The 15209-nt window shown below is 71.5% G+C and carries 17 protein-coding genes and 2 tRNA genes; 9 read left to right on the forward strand and 10 right to left on the reverse strand.

Annotation, left to right across the window (positions count from 1 at the left end):
- Positions 1 to 5: 5 nt before the first annotated feature.
- The 7 genes from pcaDC to IEZ19_RS32815 are packed head-to-tail and all read right to left on the reverse strand — an operon-like array spanning position 6 to position 6466.
- Positions 6 to 1139: a bifunctional 3-oxoadipate enol-lactonase/4-carboxymuconolactone decarboxylase PcaDC gene (pcaDC, locus tag IEZ19_RS32785; protein ID WP_189314945.1), complete on the reverse strand. Its 1134-nt coding sequence runs from the start codon at positions 1137 to 1139 to the stop codon at positions 6 to 8.
- Complete coding sequence (gene pcaB / locus IEZ19_RS32790; RefSeq protein WP_189314946.1) at positions 1136 to 2476, reverse strand: 3-carboxy-cis,cis-muconate cycloisomerase; 1341 nt, start codon at positions 2474 to 2476, stop codon at positions 1136 to 1138. The genes pcaDC and pcaB overlap by 4 nt, the downstream gene beginning before the upstream one ends.
- Positions 2473 to 3078, reverse strand: a complete 606-nt coding sequence (gene pcaG / locus IEZ19_RS32795) for a protocatechuate 3,4-dioxygenase subunit alpha (protein ID WP_189314947.1) — start codon at positions 3076 to 3078, stop codon at positions 2473 to 2475. The genes pcaB and pcaG overlap by 4 nt, the downstream gene beginning before the upstream one ends.
- 6 nt (positions 3079 to 3084) lie before the next feature.
- A complete protein-coding gene (gene pcaH, locus IEZ19_RS32800) occupies positions 3085 to 3858 on the reverse strand; it encodes a protocatechuate 3,4-dioxygenase subunit beta (protein ID WP_189314948.1) in 774 nt (257 codons plus the stop codon).
- 9 nt (positions 3859 to 3867) lie between these two features.
- Positions 3868 to 5070 (reverse strand): thiolase family protein, encoded by a 1203-nt coding sequence (locus IEZ19_RS32805; RefSeq protein WP_189314949.1) that lies wholly within the window; start codon positions 5068 to 5070, stop codon positions 3868 to 3870.
- A complete protein-coding gene (locus IEZ19_RS32810; RefSeq protein ID WP_189314950.1) occupies positions 5067 to 5711 on the reverse strand; it encodes a CoA transferase subunit B in 645 nt (214 codons plus the stop codon). Before IEZ19_RS32810 ends, IEZ19_RS32805 begins: the two co-directional genes overlap by 4 nt.
- Positions 5711 to 6466 carry a CoA transferase subunit A gene (locus tag IEZ19_RS32815; RefSeq protein ID WP_189314951.1) on the reverse strand — a complete coding sequence of 252 codons (756 nt, stop codon included), beginning with the start codon at positions 6464 to 6466 and terminating at the stop codon, positions 5711 to 5713. Before IEZ19_RS32815 ends, IEZ19_RS32810 begins: the two co-directional genes overlap by 1 nt.
- 203 nt (positions 6467 to 6669) lie before the next feature.
- Here IEZ19_RS32815 and IEZ19_RS32820 point away from each other — a divergent pair, with 203 nt between their 5' ends.
- The gene (locus IEZ19_RS32820) at positions 6670 to 7134 is read left to right on the forward strand and encodes a MarR family winged helix-turn-helix transcriptional regulator (RefSeq protein WP_189314952.1); all 465 of its coding nucleotides are present in this window, start codon (positions 6670 to 6672) and stop codon (positions 7132 to 7134) included.
- Between the two features lie 3 nt (positions 7135 to 7137).
- Here the strand turns inward: IEZ19_RS32820 and IEZ19_RS32825 are convergent, their stop codons facing one another.
- Positions 7138 to 8142, reverse strand: coding sequence for a DUF3048 domain-containing protein (locus IEZ19_RS32825; RefSeq protein WP_189314953.1), 1005 nt, complete (start codon positions 8140 to 8142; stop codon positions 7138 to 7140).
- A 99-nt stretch (positions 8143 to 8241) separates the two neighbouring features.
- Positions 8242 to 9321, reverse strand: coding sequence for an ATP-dependent DNA ligase (locus IEZ19_RS32830; RefSeq protein WP_189314954.1), 1080 nt, complete (start codon positions 9319 to 9321; stop codon positions 8242 to 8244).
- 73 nt (positions 9322 to 9394) lie between these two features.
- On the opposite strand from IEZ19_RS32830, the gene ligD reads away from it, so the two are divergent.
- The 5 genes from ligD (at position 9395) to IEZ19_RS32855 (ending at position 13635) form a co-directional block, all read left to right on the forward strand.
- On the forward strand, positions 9395 to 10462 hold the full coding sequence (gene ligD, locus IEZ19_RS32835; RefSeq protein ID WP_189314955.1) for a non-homologous end-joining DNA ligase: 1068 nt from the start codon (positions 9395 to 9397) through the stop codon (positions 10460 to 10462).
- A gap of 254 nt (positions 10463 to 10716) precedes the next feature.
- Positions 10717 to 11187, forward strand: coding sequence for a DUF1579 family protein (locus IEZ19_RS32840; RefSeq protein ID WP_229841137.1), 471 nt, complete (start codon positions 10717 to 10719; stop codon positions 11185 to 11187).
- Between the two features lies 1 nt (position 11188).
- The gene (locus IEZ19_RS32845) at positions 11189 to 11662 is read left to right on the forward strand and encodes a pyridoxamine 5'-phosphate oxidase family protein (RefSeq protein ID WP_189314957.1); all 474 of its coding nucleotides are present in this window, start codon (positions 11189 to 11191) and stop codon (positions 11660 to 11662) included.
- A gap of 562 nt (positions 11663 to 12224) precedes the next feature.
- The gene (locus IEZ19_RS32850; protein ID WP_189314958.1) at positions 12225 to 12398 is read left to right on the forward strand and encodes a hypothetical protein; all 174 of its coding nucleotides are present in this window, start codon (positions 12225 to 12227) and stop codon (positions 12396 to 12398) included.
- Between the two features lie 196 nt (positions 12399 to 12594).
- A complete protein-coding gene (locus IEZ19_RS32855; RefSeq protein ID WP_189314959.1) occupies positions 12595 to 13635 on the forward strand; it encodes a LacI family DNA-binding transcriptional regulator in 1041 nt (346 codons plus the stop codon).
- A 25-nt stretch (positions 13636 to 13660) separates the two neighbouring features.
- Here the strand turns inward: IEZ19_RS32855 and IEZ19_RS32860 are convergent, their stop codons facing one another.
- Positions 13661 to 14449 (reverse strand): VOC family protein, encoded by a 789-nt coding sequence (locus IEZ19_RS32860; protein ID WP_189314960.1) that lies wholly within the window; start codon positions 14447 to 14449, stop codon positions 13661 to 13663.
- 280 nt (positions 14450 to 14729) lie between these two features.
- On the opposite strand from IEZ19_RS32860, the gene IEZ19_RS32865 reads away from it, so the two are divergent.
- The 3 genes from IEZ19_RS32865 (at position 14730) to IEZ19_RS32875 (ending at position 15205) form a co-directional block, all read left to right on the forward strand.
- A complete protein-coding gene (locus IEZ19_RS32865) occupies positions 14730 to 15002 on the forward strand; it encodes a WhiB family transcriptional regulator (protein WP_189314961.1) in 273 nt (90 codons plus the stop codon).
- Positions 15003 to 15049: 47 nt separating this feature from the next.
- A tRNA-Ala gene (locus tag IEZ19_RS32870) sits at positions 15050 to 15121 on the forward strand.
- 12 nt (positions 15122 to 15133) lie between these two features.
- A tRNA-Glu gene (locus IEZ19_RS32875) sits at positions 15134 to 15205 on the forward strand.
- Positions 15206 to 15209 lie beyond the last annotated feature (4 nt).

A 15209-nucleotide genomic window follows, 5' to 3' on the forward strand; every position in this document is an offset into this window, starting at 1 on the left:
CAGGATCACCCTCCGTCCGGGCCGGCCTCCTCCTCGGCGAGCACCCGCTGGGCCGTGGCGAACGCCGAGTTGGCCGCCGGAACGCCGCAGTACACGGCCGTCTGCAGCAGCACCGCGCCGATCTCCTCCGCCGTGAGCCCGTTGCGCCGCGCCGCCCGCACATGCATCGCCAGCTCCTCGAAGTGACCGTGCGCGACCAGCGCCGTCAGCGTGATCATGCTGCGCTCGCGGCGCGACAGCGTCGGATCGGTCCAGATCTCGCCCCACGCGTAGCGGGAGATGAAGTCCTGGAAACGGGCGGTGAAGGGGGTCTGCCGGGCCTGCGCCCGGTCGACATGGGCGTCGCCGAGCACCTCCCGGCGCACCGCCATGCCCCGCCTCGCGCCCCCGTCGAGATGCGTCCGCAGCGCGGTGAGCACGGCCTCCGGGCACTGCGCGGGCGCCAGATGCGAGGCCCCCGGGATCTCGACGAGCGCGGCGCCCGGCACGGCGTCCGCGATCTCCCGCAGGTGGGCGGGTGGGGTCGCGGGGTCCTGCCGGCCGGCCACGAGCAGGGTCCGTACGGCGATGTCGGCGAGCCGGTCGCGCAGGTCGAACGCGGCCAGCGCGTCGCAGCAGGCGGCATACGCCCCGGGGTCGGCCTCCCGGTGATCCTGGACCAGCCGGGGCACGGTGAACCCGGCGGTGAACCAGCGCGCGTCGGCGCTCTCCACCAGCCGCTCCATGCCCTCCCGGCGGACCCGCTCGGCCCGCTCCCGCCACGGCTTCTCGCCGTTGAAGTGGGCCGAGGAGCACAGCACGGCCAGCGACTCCAGCCGCTCGGGGTGGTGCACGGCCAGATGCAGGCCCACCGCACCGCCGAGCGACACCCCCGCGTAAGCGAACCGCTCGATGCCGAGGGAGTCGGCGAGCGCCAGCACCAGGTCTGCCAGATCACCGACGGTCGCCCCCGCCCCGATCAGGTCCGCCGCCGACCCGCCGTGCCCCGGCAGATCCCAGCGGACCACCCGGTGGGCGGTCGACAGCTCGGGCGCGACCGCGTCCCAGAGGGCGTACGACGTGCCGAGCGAAGGCCCGAGCAGCAGCGGCGGAGCCGTGATCGGCCCCTCGGTACGGTAGTTGAGCATCGCACTTGTCAAGGTCGCTCCAGAGCACGGTCGGTCAGGGCTCCGGCGGAGCCGGTGTACTGGGTGGGGTCGGTCGCCTCGGCCAGGTCGAAGTCCTTCAACTCGGCCTCCTCCGCCAGGAGTTCCGCGAGGCTCCGGCCCTCGGTGTGGGTGCGGCGGGCCAGCTCGCCGAGCAGTTCCTTCGCGCGGGCACGGCCGAGGACCGGCGCCAGCTCGGCGGACAGCCGCTCCGAGACGATCAAGCCACGGGTGAGGTCCAGGTGTTGGCGCATTGTCCGCGGACGCACCCGCAGCCCCTCGGCCAGCTCCGCCGCGTCGCGCGCGGCGCCGCCCACCATGCGGAGCAGTTCGCGCAGCGGCTCCCACTCGGCATGCCAGGCCCCGGCCGGGCGCTCGTCCTCCGCAGCCATCGACCCGTAGAGGATCGCGGCGAGCTGCGGCGCCCGCCGGGCTGCGGCGGCGATCAGCGTGGACCGTACGGGATTCGCCTTGTGCGGCATGGCGGACGACCCCCCGCCACTGCCCTCGCCGACCTCGGCGATCTCGGTGCGGGAGAGCGTGAGGACGTCCACCGCGGTCTTGCCCAGCGCCCCGGCCGAGAAGGCGAGACATCCGGCGAGGTCGGCGATCGGCGTGCGCAGTGTGTGCCAGGGCAACAGCGGTGCCCGGAGCCCGAGTTCACGGGCGTAGGCCTCGGGGAGCGCGGTCGCGTCCTCGGCGCCGTACGACGAAAAGGCCGCCAACGTTCCGGCCGCGCCGCCGAGTTGGACCGGAAGTCGGTCCCGTACGGCTGCCGCACGGTCCCGCGCGTCCAGCACCAGCGACCGCCACCCTGCCGCCTTCAGCCCGAACGTCGTCGGTACGGCGTGCTGGGTGAGCGTCCGACCCGGCATCACCGTGTCCCGGTGCTCGGCCGCCAGCCGGGCCAACGCCCGCTCGGCGCGGGCAAGATCGGCCAGCACGAGGTCCAGGGTGCGTACGGCGACCAGCATCGTCGCCGTGTCCATGATGTCCTGGCTGGTCGCGCCCCGGTGGACGTACGGGCCGTATTCCGCCCCGACCCTCGCGGTCAGATCGGCGACCAGCGGAATGACCGGATTTCCGCCGGCGCGGGCGCGTGCCGCCAGCGAAGGCAGGTCGAACCCAGCCGGGTCGGCCGCCTCGGCGACCGCCGCCGCGGCCTCGGCCGGGACGATCCCCAGCGCGGCCTGCGCCCGGGTCAGCGCGGCCTCCGCGTCGAGCAGGGCCCGCAGATACGCGGTGTCGCTCGTCGCGGACGCCGCCGGGGAACCGGCCCACTCGGGAGCGAGCAGGCCGGTGTCGGCGTACGGAGGAGGGGTGGATGTCACTGGAACTCCAGGAAGACCGTCTCGCCCTCGCCCTGAAGGCGGATGTCGAAACGGTACGTTCCCCGGCCCTCGTCGGCGGCGATCAGCGTGCCGCGCCGCTCCGCGTCGACCTGCGAGAGCAGCGGGTCGGCGGCGAGGGCGGCGTCGTCACCCGGCAGATAGATCCGGGTGAACAGATGCATGAGAAGCCCGCGCGCGAACACGCACACACTCAGGCAGGGCGCGTTCCGGCCGAGCGCGCCGGGCCGCAGCGTGCGTGCGTACCAGTGTCCGTTCGCGTCCGTCTGGACGCGTCCCCAGCCGGTGAACTCCACGCCGTTGCGGCCCAGATGACCGCCGGTGGCGGCGTCGCGCCGCATCGAGCCGTCGACCTGCGGCACACGGCCGTCCGGGTCCGGGCCCCACAGTTCCACGAGCGCGTCCGGCAGCGGCTTCCCCTCGCCGTCGTACACGTACCCGTGCACGGTGATCGTGTCCGGGTGCCCGGCCGGCGCGATGTCACCGCCGCCGGAGAACGGCAGCGCGTACCCGTAGAAGGGGCCGACCGTGTGCGAGGGAGTCGGCAGCACGCTCTCGGGGCTGCTTGTGTCGATCTTCGTCATGGCAGGTCAGCGCCCTTCCTCGATCCAGGTGGCCTGCGGCCCGTCCAGCACGATGTCCCAGTGGTAGCCGAGCGAGAACTCCGGCACCGACAGACTGTGGTCGTACGTCGCCACCAGCCGCTGCCGCGCCGCGTCGTCCGTCACGGACTGCAGGATCGGGTCGTACGGGAACAGCGGGTCGTTCGGGAAGTACATCTGCGTCACCAGCCGCTGGGTGAACGCCGACCCGAACAGGGAGAAGTGGATGTGCGCCGGGCGCCAGGCGTTGAGGTGGTTGCGCCAGGGGTACGGCCCCGGCTGGATGGTGGTGAACCGGTAGAACCCGTCGGCGTCGGTGAGCGTGCGGCCGACACCCGTGAAGTTCGGGTCAAGTGGCGCGTCGTGCTGTTCGCGCTGATGGGCGTACCGGCCGGCCGAGTTGGCCTGCCAGATCTCGATCAGCTGACCGCGCACCGGCCGCCCGGTACGGTCGAGCAGCCGCCCGGAGACGGTGATCCGCTCGCCGATCGGCTCCCCGGTGTGCTGTCGGGTGAGGTCGTTGTCGATCTCGGTGATGTCCCGTTCCCCGAAGGCCGGAGCGTGCAGCTCCACGATCTCCGGGTCCTTGGTCACATCGATGGCGATCGGCGGCTGCTTCGGGTGCCGGAGCACGGAGGAGCGGTACGGCGTGTAGTCGCGCCGTGGGTGGTGCTCCACGGGCGCACCGTCGGCAAGCCGCTTCTCGTACGCGGCGTGTTCGGCCGCGATCTCCTGGTCGATGTCCTGTTGGGTGAGGGTCATGAGCTGTTCCTAGCGTTCGAGGACGAGGGCGAGGCCCTGGCCTACGCCGATGCACAGGGCGGCGATGCCGGTGCCGCCGCCCCTGCGGGCCAGCTGGTGGGCGACGGTCCCGGCGAGCCGGGCCCCGGAGGCGCCGAGGGGGTGGCCCAGGGCGATGGCGCCGCCCTGGGGGTTGAGGACGGCCGGGTCGAACTCGGGCCATTCGGCGAGGCAGCCGAGGACCTGGGCGGCGAAGGCCTCGTTCAGCTCGAGGACGTCCAGGTCGGCGAAGGTCCTGCCGGCCTTGGCCAGGGCGCGGTTGACGGCCTCGACGGGGGCCAGCCCGAAGTAGTGCGGGTCGATCGCGGACACGCCGGTGGCGGACACGCGGGCGAGGGGGGTACGGCCGGTGGCCTTCAGACCCGCTTCGTCGGTCAGCAGCAGTGCGGCGGCGCCGTCGTTGAGCGGGGAGGCGTTGCCCGCTGTCACCGTGCCCGTCTCGGTGCGGAAGGACGGCTTCAGCTTCGCCATCGCGGCCAGGGAGGCGTCCGGGCGGACCGACTCGTCGGCCGCGAAGGCGACCGGGTCGCCCTTGCGCTGGGGGACGGGCACGGGGACGATCTCGGCGTCGAACAGGGCCTCGGCCTGGGCCTTGGCCGCCTTCTGGTGGCTGTGCAGGGCGTATTCGTCCTGCTGCTCGCGGCTGATCTTGTGCTTGTCCGCGATGAGTTCCGCGGACTCGCCGAGCGGGACGGTCCACTGCGGGTTCATGCGCGGGTTGACCATGCGCCAGCCCAGGGTGGTCGAGTGCAGCTCCGCATGCCCGGCCGGGAACGGCTTGTCGTTCTTGGGCAGGACGTAGGGGGCGCGGGTCATCGATTCGACGCCGCCCGCCACGGTGATGGAGGCGTCGCCGACGGCGATGGCGCGGGCCGCCTGGATCACCGCCTCCAGCCCGGAGGCGCACAGCCGGTTGACGGTCACCCCGGGCACGCTGGTCGGCAGCCCGGCCAGCAGGCCGGCCATGCGGGCGACGTTGCGGTTCTCCTCGCCGGCCCCGTTGGCGTTGCCCAGGTACACGTCCTCGATCCGCGCCGGATCCAATGCGGGGGTGCGGCCGAGGAGTTCACGGATCGCGCGCGCGGCGAGGTCGTCCGGGCGGACGCTCGCGAGGCCGCCGTTGTAGCGGCCGATCGGGGTGCGCACGGCGTCGACGATGTAGACGGTCTTCACTTCAGGCCCTCCGTGACGGTCAACTTGGCGTCCGTCTTGGCGGTGATCTCGTCGACGGTCACGCCGGGTGCGGTCTCGACGAGCACCAGGCCGTCGTCGGTGACGTCGAGGACACCCAGATCGGTGATGACCCGGTTCACGCACGCCTTGCCGGTCAGCGGCAGCGCGCACTCCTGGAGGATCTTCGGGCTGCCGTCCTTCGCGGTGTGGGTCATCACCACGATCACCGTGCGCGCCCCGTGCACCAGGTCCATCGCCCCGCCGATCCCGGTGACCAGCTTGCCGGGCACCGCCCAGTTCGCCAGGTCGCCCCGCGCGGAGACCTGCATGGCGCCCAGCACGGCGACGTCGATGTGCCCGCCGCGGATCATCGAGAACGACAGCGCCGAGTCGAAGAACGACGCCCCCGGCAGCACCGTGACCGTCTCCTTCCCCGCGTTGATCAGATCCGGGTCCACCTCATCCTCGGCCGGGTACGGGCCGGTGCCCAGGATCCCGTTCTCCGACTCCAGCACCACCTCCACGCCCGCCGGCAGGTAGTTGGGGATGAGGGTGGGCAGGCCGATGCCGAGATTGACGTACTGCCCGTCCCGCAGTTCCCGCGCCGCCCGTGCGGCCATCTCCTCGCGTGTCCAGGCCATCAGCTGCTCACCGTCCGCTGCTCGATCTTCTTGTCCGCCGCCTGCTCCGCCGTCAGGACAACCACCCGCTGCACGAAGATCCCCGGCACATGCACCGCATCCGGGTCGATCTCCCCGGGCTCCACGAGTTCCTCCACCTCGGCGATCGTCACCCGGCCGGCCATCGCGGCGAGCGGGTTGAAGTTGCGGGCCGACTTGCTGAACACCAGGTTGCCGTGCCGGTCGCCCTTCGCGGCCCGCACCAGCGCGAAGTCGGTGCGGATGCCGCGCTCCAGGACGTACTCGGTGCCGTCGAACTCGCGGACCTCCTTCGCGGGGGAGGCCACTGCCACCCCGCCCGAGCCGTCGTAGCGCCACGGCAGCCCGCCCTCCGCGACCTGCGTGCCCACCCCGGCCGGGGTGTAGAAGGCCGGGATCCCGGCCCCGCCGGCCCGCAGCCGCTCCGCGAGCGTGCCCTGCGGGATCAGCTCCACCTCCAGCTCGCCGGCCAGATACTGCCGCGCGAACTCCTTGTTCGCCCCGATGTACGACCCCGTCACCCGGGTGATCCGCCCCGCCGCCAGCAGCACCGCAAGACCCGACTCCATCGCCCCGCAGTTGTTGGAGACGACCGACAGGCCACCCACCCCACGCCCGTACAACGCCCCGATCAGCACGTTCGGCACACCGCTCAACCCGAACCCACCGACCGCCAGCGACGCACCCTCCGGCACATCACCGACCGCCTCCACGGCCGACGCGACCACCTTGTCCATCCGAGAAGCCCCATCTCTTCCTGGCGCCCAACCCGAATTAGTCAGGGCACTGAGTATTTAAGCGTGGTGTCTTTCACGCTGCCACCGCAGGCACTGAGGCGTCAATACCTTGTCCAGCAGCTGTCGAGGCCGCAGACAAGGACGCAAGGTGCCGGGTATTCTTCAGTGCACGAACCATTTTACGATCGACCACGGGAGCGCACATGGCCGCGGTGGACCTCACCACCCACCCCGGGCACCTGGCCCGGCGGCTCCAGCAGGCGCACTACCTGCTCTGGAACACGATGGTCTCCGAGGAGATCACCTCGCCGCAGTTCGCGGTCCTGAACGCGCTCGTCGCCGAGCCGGGGCTCGACCAGCGCACCGTGGGGGAGCGAGTGGGGCTCGACCGGTCGACCATCGCGGAGGTGGTCAGTCGGCTCAGCCGTCGCGGGCTGCTGGACAAGGTGCGCGATCCGCAGGACGGCCGGCGCTTCCTGCTGCGCCTCACCGACGACGGACTGCGCACCCACCGCAAGCTGACCGTGCGCACCGCCCGCATGAACCAGGTCTTCCTCGCCCCGCTCTCCAGCGAGGAGCAGATCCTGTTCTTCGATCTGATCCGCCGGGTCGCGGACACGGCGGAGGGGCTCCGCAATCCCGCGGAGCCTCTCGTCGCACAGCCCTGACACTCAGGACGCGGCCCGCGCGAACACCACCCAGACCTGGCCCTTGGCGAAGTTCAGGGGCGCGCCGTCCGGGCCGGTGAACTCCGTGCCGTCGGTCGCCTTCGCGCGGTTCCAGGCGGCGTCGAAGACCTTGCCGTCCCGCAGGACCTTCGCCGTCCCCGAGCCGACGGTCTCGGTGTACGGCGTGTTGTTGCCGAGTACGTCGTGGTAGGCGGACTCGTGGATCTTCACGTACTGCACCACCACCGTCGCGGGAGCCACCCGCTTCCCGTCGCTCGTCTCGGTCGGAACGCCGTCCATCGAGACCAGCCAGCGGTGCCGGTCCCCGGACCAGGTGAAGGTGAAGCGGGCCGAGGGGTAGCGCACGGTGCGCGTGGTTTCGGTCCGGCCGCCCGAGGGGGCCGGACCGTAATGGAAGCCGGTGGTCAGGGACGCGGCGCCGGGCGGGGTGGACATGAGCCGTTCGGGGCGGAGGTAGAGGTTGTGCGGTGCGGGCTTGTCGGTGCCCCGGAAGTAGGTGTCGGAGCCCGCGCCCGGTGTCGCCGGCGTCAGCGGCGCCTTGTCGATCAGAGGCAGCAGCTTGTGCTGCGCGCCGGAGAAGGCAAGCGTCGGGCGGTCGAACTGGCGCAGCAGCTCCAGGTCGGACTCGCGAGCGCTGCGCACCGGTCCGACGACCTTGGGCAGCTGGGACGCGTACACCGCCATCAGACGGCTCAGCCCGCCCTCGACCTGTTCCGTGTAGACGACGTCCGCGGCGTTCAGCCCCGTCTGCGGGCGGGCCGCGCTCACGTTGTCGATCTTCACCGCCAGCACCGGACCGCTGTTCCCGGGAGGTGCGGTGCTCATGGTCGGAGTGGGGGCCTGGTTCTTGCCGCGGCCGTCGTCGGCGGGGACATGTGTGGCCGTACAGCCCGCCGCCAGGACGGTCGTGATGACGGCGGCCAGGGCGGCCGCCGTCATCGTGGCGCGTCGTGAAAGCGTGTTGTTCCCCATGCCCACCATTGCCATCCAGGCCGTCCTGTCCGTGCCGTCGATTGTGCGCTTATCTGTTCATCGATGGCCATACCCGATCAGTCCGGATCGCGCGCGTCCTATGAGCCGATCGGCTCAGTCGGCGGGCGGGGTGGCACCCAGAATCTCCGCGAGATCGTAGGTGACCGGTTCCTCCAGCTGGGCGTAGGTGCAGCTCTCGGGCGTACGGTCCGGGCGCCAGCGGCGGAAACGGGCCGTGTGCCGGAAGCGGACGCCGTTCTCCATGTGGTCGTACGCCACCTCCGCCACCCGCTCCGGCCTCAGCGGCACCCAGGACAGATCCTTCTTGCCCGACCAGCGGCTCGGCGCCCCGGGCAGCCGGGCCGTCTCATGGGCGGCCTCGTCCGACCAGGCCGCCCACGGATGCCCGGACACGTCGTCCAGGCGCAGCGGCTCCAGCTCCTCGACCAACTCGGCGCGCCGCTTCATCGAGAAGGCGGCGGACACGCCGACGTGCTGGAGGTTGCCCTGGTCGTCGTGGAGACCGAGCAGCAGCGAGCCCACCACCGGGCCGCTCTTGTGGAAGCGGTAGCCCGCCACGACGACGTCCGCCGTCCGCTCGTGCTTGATCTTGAACATGGCGCGTTCGTCCTGCAGATAGCGCAGTGTGGGCGGTTTGGCGATGACGCCGTCCAGGCCTGCCCCTTCGTACTGCTCGAACCACCGCTGGGCCACCGCAAGATCGGTCGTCGCCGGTGCCAGATGCACCGGAGCCGTCACCCCGGTCAGGGCCCGCGCGAGCAGGGCCCGCCGGTCCGTCAGCGGGACGTCCAGCAGCGACTCGTCCGCCAGTGCCAGCAGGTCGAAGGCGACGAACGAGGCGGGGGTCGTCCCGGCCAGCATGCGCACCCGGGACTCCGCCGGGTGGATCCGCTCGGTCAGCGCGTCGAAGTCCAGCCGGCCCTCACGGGCGATCACGATCTCGCCGTCCAGCACGCAGCGCGCCGGCAGCCGGTCCTTCAGCGCCTCCACCAGTTCGGGAAAGTACCTGGTCAGCGGCTTTCCGGTACGGCTGCCCAGCTCGACCTCGGCTCCGTCGCGGAACACGATGGCCCGGAACCCGTCCCACTTGGCCTCGTAGTGCATGTCCGGCGGGATCTTCGCCACCGACTTGGCGAGCATCGGCTTCACGGGTGGCATCACCGGGAGATCCATGGTCCGATTCTGCTCGCAATCGCCGGGCGCCGCCCGGTGTGCGCGGGATGCCGGTCGCGCCTACGGTGTCCGCATGGGTGCAGCGGTGGAACTGGAGGCGGGCGGCCGGACCGTACGGCTGTCCAGCCCGGACAAGGTCTTCTTCCCGGAACGCGGTTTCACCAAGCTGGACCTCGCCCGCTACTACCTCGCGGTCGCCCCCGGCATCCTGCGCGCCCTGCGCGACCGCCCCACCACCCTGGAGCGCTATCCCGACGGGGTGAGCGGCGAGTCCTTCTTCCAGAAGCGGGCGCCCAAGAACATGCCCGACTGGATCCCGACCGCCCACATCACCTTCCCCAGCGGACGCACGGCGGACGAGATGTGCCCCACCGAGGAGGCTGCCGTGCTGTGGGCGGCGCAGTTCGGCACGCTCACCTTCCATCCCTGGCCGGTGCGCCGCGACGACGTCGACCGCCCCGACGAACTCCGCATCGACCTCGACCCGCAGCCCGGCACCGACTTCACCGACGCAGTCCTTGCGGCCCACGAACTGCGGGCCGTCCTCGACGAATTCGGCGGACTGCGGGGCTTTCCCAAGACCTCCGGGGGCCGCGGACTGCACGTCTTCGTACCCATCGAACCGCGCTGGACCTTCACCCAGGTGCGGCGCGCCGCGATCGCCGTGGGCCGGGAGCTGGAGCGACGGATGCCGGAGCGGGTGACGATCAAGTGGTGGAAGGAGGAGCGCGGCGAGCGCATCTTCGTCGACTACAACCAGACCGCCCGCGATCGCACCATCGCCTCCGCCTACTCGGTACGGCCGCGCCCGCACGCCCCCGTGTCGGCACCCCTGCGCTGGGACGAGGTGGACCACGTCCACCCCCGTGACTTCGACCTCGCGACCATGCCCGCGCGCTTCGTCGAACTCGGCGACGTGCACGCGGACATGGACGAGCACGCCTTCTCCCTGGAGTCCCTGCTCGAACTCGCCCGCCGCGACGAGCACGACCACGGCCTGGGCGACCTGCCGTACCCGCCCGAGTACCCCAAGATGCCGGGGGAGCCCAAGCGGGTACAGCCGAGCAGGGCGAAGAAGGGGACGTCTCCCGAGGAGGCGCCTCCCGGCGAGGCGCCTCCCGCGGAACCCACAGCTCCTTGATCCTGACGTCACGGTGGGAGATGACGTCCGTCGTGCTGTGCACCTGGAGTCCGACGCAGCCGGAGGCGAGCCGGCGGCCGTCCAGATCGTCGGCCCCGCGGACTCCTTCGGCTTCCAGGTGCTCGCCGGGGGAGGGCCTCGGTGCGGGCGCCTGGATGTATCACTGCCACGTCCGGAGAACGCCACCGATGAGTTCCCGCGCTCGCCGCAGTCTGTGTCCACCGGAGGAGCACCTCGGAGTGGAGGGATGGATCGTGTCCGAGAAGAGAGCAGAGGCGCTGGAGCGCCTGGACGTCTTCGTCGGGGAGTGGGCCCTGGAGGTCCCCGACCAGCCGGCGCCGCCCGACGCAGGCGAGGACGTCCCAGTGGCGCGCAGCTGGTTCGAGTGGACCCTGGACGGGCAGTTCCTGGTGCAGCGCAGCGAGGTCAAGGTCCCCGGTGCGCCCGACGGCCTGATGATCGTCAGTGCCGATCCGGAGACCGGTGCGTACACACAGCACTACTACGACTCCCGCGGTGTCGTCCGCCTGTACGCGATGAGCTTCGACGGCCGGGTGTGGACCCTCACCCGGGAGGCGCCCGATTTCACGCCCCTGGACTTCGGTCAGCGCTTCACCGGCACGCTCAGCGAGGACGGGAACACCGTCACGGGCGCCTGGGAGAGCCGCCGCCCCGGCGGCGACTGGCAGCACGACTTCGCCCTCGACTACCGGAGGCTGGGCTGAGATGAGCACCGGCAGCGGGGCGGCGCGTACCGTACAGGAGATCATCGAGGCGAACTGCTATCTGGTCCTGTCCACCGCCGACTCGACGGGACGGCCATGGGGTTCGCCCGTCTACTTCGCGCATATCGACTTCACCGAGTTCTACCGGCTCTCCTCGCTCGAGGTCACGCATTCCCGCAACATCGCGATACGGCCCGAGGTGGGCATCGTGGTCTTCGACTCACAGGCGGCGGTGGGCGCCGGGCAGGGTGTCTATATGCCCGCCACCGCGAACCTGCTGGAACCCGGCGCCGGCACCGACCGGGCCATCGCGGCCTTCTCCCGCCGGTCGACAGCGCATGGCTATCGGGCGTGGACCAGCGAGGACGTCGAACCCGGCGCGGAATTGCGACTCTACCGAGCCATCGCCGCATCGCACTCGATCCTCGCCAAGGACGGCCGGCCCGACCACCGGATTCCCGTGCCTCTCGGCTAAGAGTCATCACGTAATTGCGGAAGTGCCCGATGGCCGGACGACGGCCGTGGGATCTCTCCGGGGCTGCAGGAGGCTCCGTCGAGTCAAGCGCGATGCCACGGCACACCTTCGGGCTGCCGGCCGCGGCAGCTGCTCCACCTGCGGTGACAGCAGCCTCTGCCCGGCACATCCGACAGGGAAGCAGCGCAACCCCGGATGAGACCCGACCCGCGACCACGCGGCACAAGGCCCGCGCCGGAGCGTTCTGCCCAACCATCGGACGTCACGTGAATTACGTGATGACTCTTAAGGCCGTTTCGTCCAGCCCCCATCGCCCCATCGGGGCGGGCCGGAGGAGGATGCCGGCGATGTGGAGTCCGGCCAGGTGGACGGCCGTGGCCTGCTCGTAGCGGGTGGCCATGCCGCGCCGCTGCCTGAGGCAACGTTTCGGGCCGCCGGTGGGGCACTCACGGGCCCGGCCGCACACTGATGCGCATGCGCCGGGGCGGCGCACGACTCGGGCCGCTCGCCTCGCTCCCCGCCAGGGAGCAGCATGGAGGTGAGCCACGAAGGGAGGCCCACCATGAAGACCGGAGCCTCGGACTACGACGGTCTGTACTCGCACACGCCCTCCCAGGCCGAGGGCGAGCGCGAGGAGCAGCCCGGACGTACGGCCGTGGAGGAGCACCCGGACGTCCCCAGGACGGAGCCGTCCCAGGCTGAGGGTGAGCGAACGGACGACATCGGTCCCGAGTGACCCGCGTAACCTGCCGTGACCGACGACCGTGGAGCGCGGCGTGCGGCGCCCAGTCCCGCCCGCTGAACGCCGCGCCCACGCCCGCGGCCGGTCGATCCGTCGGCTCGGGCGCCTCAACGGCCGTACGGCGACGCCCTCATCAGGTGTTCGACCCGGCGTTATCCTGATCGGCAACCGCCGGATGAGGAGTCCCGAAGTGACCGAGACAGCGCCGCGTCCCACGCTGGAGGCCGTGGCCGCGCGGGCCGGGGTGTCGCGGGCCACCGTGTCGCGTGTCGTCAACGGCGGGGAGGGGGTCAGGGAGATCCTCGTCGAGCGCGTCCGGCGGGCGGTCGAGGAACTGGGGTACGTCCCCAACCAGGCGGCCCGCAGCCTCGTGACGAAGCGGCACGACGCGGTCGCCGTCGTCATCGCCGAACCGGAGACCCGCGTCTTCACCGACCCCTTCTTCGCACTCCAACTCCGAGGCATCAGCAAGGAATTGACGGCGCACGACAACCAGCTCGTCCTGCTGCTGACCGAGGGCCGCGCCGACCACGCGCGGGTGGCCCGCTATCTCGCCGGTGGCCATGTCGACGGCGCGCTCGTCTTCTCCCTGCATCTCGACGACCCGCTGCCCGGGCTCATCCAGGGCGCCGGTGTGCCCACCGTCTTCGGGGGCCGGCCGGACTGGAAGGACGGCACCCCGGTGTACGTGGACAGCGACAACCGGGGCGGGGCCCGCGAGGCCGTACGGCATCTCGTCGCGCTCGGCCGGACCCGGATCGCGCACATCACCGGCGCCCTCGACCAGACCTCCGCGGTGGACCGGCTCGACGGATACCGGGACGTCATGCGGGACGTGGACCCGCGGCTCATCGTGGAGAGCGACTTCACCCCGGCCGGCGGTGAACGGGCCATGCGGGAACTGCTCGAGCGCTGCCCGGACGTGGACGCCGTGTTCGCCGCGAACGACCTCACCGCCGTCGGTGCGCTGGGCGTGCTGCGCGAGAGCGGGCGGCGGGTGCCCGAGGACGTGGCCGTGATCGGCTTCGACGACATGCTGCTCGTCGCGGAGCGCAGCGACCCGCCCCTGACGACGGTCCGCCAGGACATCGAGGACATGGGCCGGCTGATGGCCCGCCTGCTGCTGCGCGGCCCCGACTCCCTCGGCCGCGACCGGAACGACGAGAACCCGGCGGGCGCGTCGGCCGGTGTCATCCTGCCGACGACGCTGGTCCGACGCGCCTCCGCCTAGTCCCGCCGGCTACGCCTGCCGCCGCTCATTCCTGCGGGGGCGTGCTCCTGATCACCGCGAAGCGGGCGCCGTACGGGTCGTCCAGCCGGGCGATGCGGCCCACCCCGTCCACGCTCGTGGGGGGCATCCGGAGCGTGCCGCCCAGTTCCTCGGCCTTGGCGGCGACCGCGTCCGTGTCCTCCACCTCGAAGTACGGCAGCCAGTGCGCACTCGCCGCCTCCGCCGGGTCGGCGGAGAGCGGGACGATGCCGCCGAACATGTCGTCATCGCCGCCGTCGGCCGGATTGATCGAGGTGTAGGTGCCACCGGGGAAGGGCACGGCCGAGGTTTCCAGGCCGAGCGTGCGGTGGTAGAAGGCGGCGGCCGCCGCCTCGTCCGGCGTGTACAGCTCGACCCAGCACAGCGAGCCCGGCTCGCCGGCGACGTCGATGCCCTTCATCTGCGCCGGCTGCCAGATCCCGAACGGCACGCCGGCCTGGTCGGCGAGGACGGCCATGTGGCCCTGCCCCATCACGTCCATGGGCTGGACGAGCACGCTGCCGTGCGCCTGCTCGGCGGCCTTGGCCGTGGCCTGCGCGTCGTCGCTCTGGAAGTACACCGTCCAGGACGGCGGACCCATCTCGGCGGTGGTCTGCATAGCGCCGGCGACGGTCCGGCCGTCCAGCTGGAAAAAGCCGTAGCCCCCGGCATCGGGGCCCGCGGACTGGAACCGCCAGCCGAAGAGCGAGCTGTAGAAGGAGGTGGCGCCGTCGATGTCCGACGTGGAGACGTCGATCCAGTTCGGAGCGCCGTTGACGAAACGGGTGGTGAGCATGGCCGCCCTCCTCGGAAGGGGTCGGAAGGGTCCCGTTCTTTGCACTGCAGAGTCTGGCACCGCCCACTGACAATCGCTGTTGCGACGCCACCGCACGCCGGACGGACCGCGTCGGTCACCCTGGGCGACTGCCCATATTCCCCTTGTTTTCCCACGGCCCCGCGCGCCGCCGTGCGCCGCGGGGTCCGGGCGGAGCATCATCGGGGCGGCCGGAGGCCTGGGCGACGGCGTTGACCGGACGTTGATCGAACGTTTTTCGCCGCTCGGCACGATCCTGGTCATGCACATCGAAACGATCGCCTCGCTCGACCTCGCCTGGCAGGAGGGGGCGTTGTGCGCGCAGACCGGGGCGGACTTCTTCTTCCCCGAGCCCGGCAGCTCCGTACGGGAGGCCAAGCGGATCTGCGGCCTGTGCCCCATCCGCTCGGCCTGCCTGGAGTTCGCGCTGGACAACGACGAGCGCTTCGGCGTCTGGGGCGGCCTGTCCGAGAAGGAACGACTGGCGCTCAGGCGCACCACGAACTCACTCCGCGTCCCGTTCCGGGCGCCGTAAATCCGTGGGGCCTTCCCGGTGCGCCCGGTTAGGATCCGGGGGCGCGTCCGGACGTAGCGCAGCGGCAGGCGCATCGCCATGGCATGGCGACCACGCCGGTTCGAATCCGGCCGTCCGGACGCGCGTCGTACGGTCCCGTAGCGCAGAGGCAGCCGCGCCGCCTTCTCAAGGTGGAGACGCCGGTTCGAATCCGGCCGGGACCACGCA

The sequence above is a fragment of the Streptomyces brasiliensis genome, assembly GCF_014647875.1.
GTDB lineage: Bacteria > Actinomycetota > Actinomycetes > Streptomycetales > Streptomycetaceae > Streptomyces > Streptomyces brasiliensis.

Coding starts and splice junctions, on each gene's coding strand:
- IEZ19_RS32815 (WP_189314951.1), bottom strand. CDS start 6,466: ATGGACAAGGTGGTCGCGTCGGCCGTGGAGGCGGTCGGTGATGTGCCG.
- IEZ19_RS32825 (WP_189314953.1), bottom strand. CDS start 8,142: ATGGCAATGGTGGGCATGGGGAACAACACGCTTTCACGACGCGCCACG.
- IEZ19_RS32845 (WP_189314957.1), top strand. CDS start 11,189: ATGAGCACCGGCAGCGGGGCGGCGCGTACCGTACAGGAGATCATCGAG.
- pcaH (WP_189314948.1), bottom strand. CDS start 3,858: ATGACCCTCACCCAACAGGACATCGACCAGGAGATCGCGGCCGAACAC.
- pcaG (WP_189314947.1), bottom strand. CDS start 3,078: ATGACGAAGATCGACACAAGCAGCCCCGAGAGCGTGCTGCCGACTCCC.
- IEZ19_RS32830 (WP_189314954.1), bottom strand. CDS start 9,321: ATGGATCTCCCGGTGATGCCACCCGTGAAGCCGATGCTCGCCAAGTCG.
- ligD (WP_189314955.1), top strand. CDS start 9,395: ATGGGTGCAGCGGTGGAACTGGAGGCGGGCGGCCGGACCGTACGGCTG.
- IEZ19_RS32820 (WP_189314952.1), top strand. CDS start 6,670: ATGGCCGCGGTGGACCTCACCACCCACCCCGGGCACCTGGCCCGGCGG.
- IEZ19_RS32860 (WP_189314960.1), bottom strand. CDS start 14,449: ATGCTCACCACCCGTTTCGTCAACGGCGCTCCGAACTGGATCGACGTC.
- IEZ19_RS32810 (WP_189314950.1), bottom strand. CDS start 5,711: ATGGCCTGGACACGCGAGGAGATGGCCGCACGGGCGGCGCGGGAACTG.
- IEZ19_RS32865 (WP_189314961.1), top strand. CDS start 14,730: ATGCACATCGAAACGATCGCCTCGCTCGACCTCGCCTGGCAGGAGGGG.
- IEZ19_RS32850 (WP_189314958.1), top strand. CDS start 12,225: ATGAAGACCGGAGCCTCGGACTACGACGGTCTGTACTCGCACACGCCC.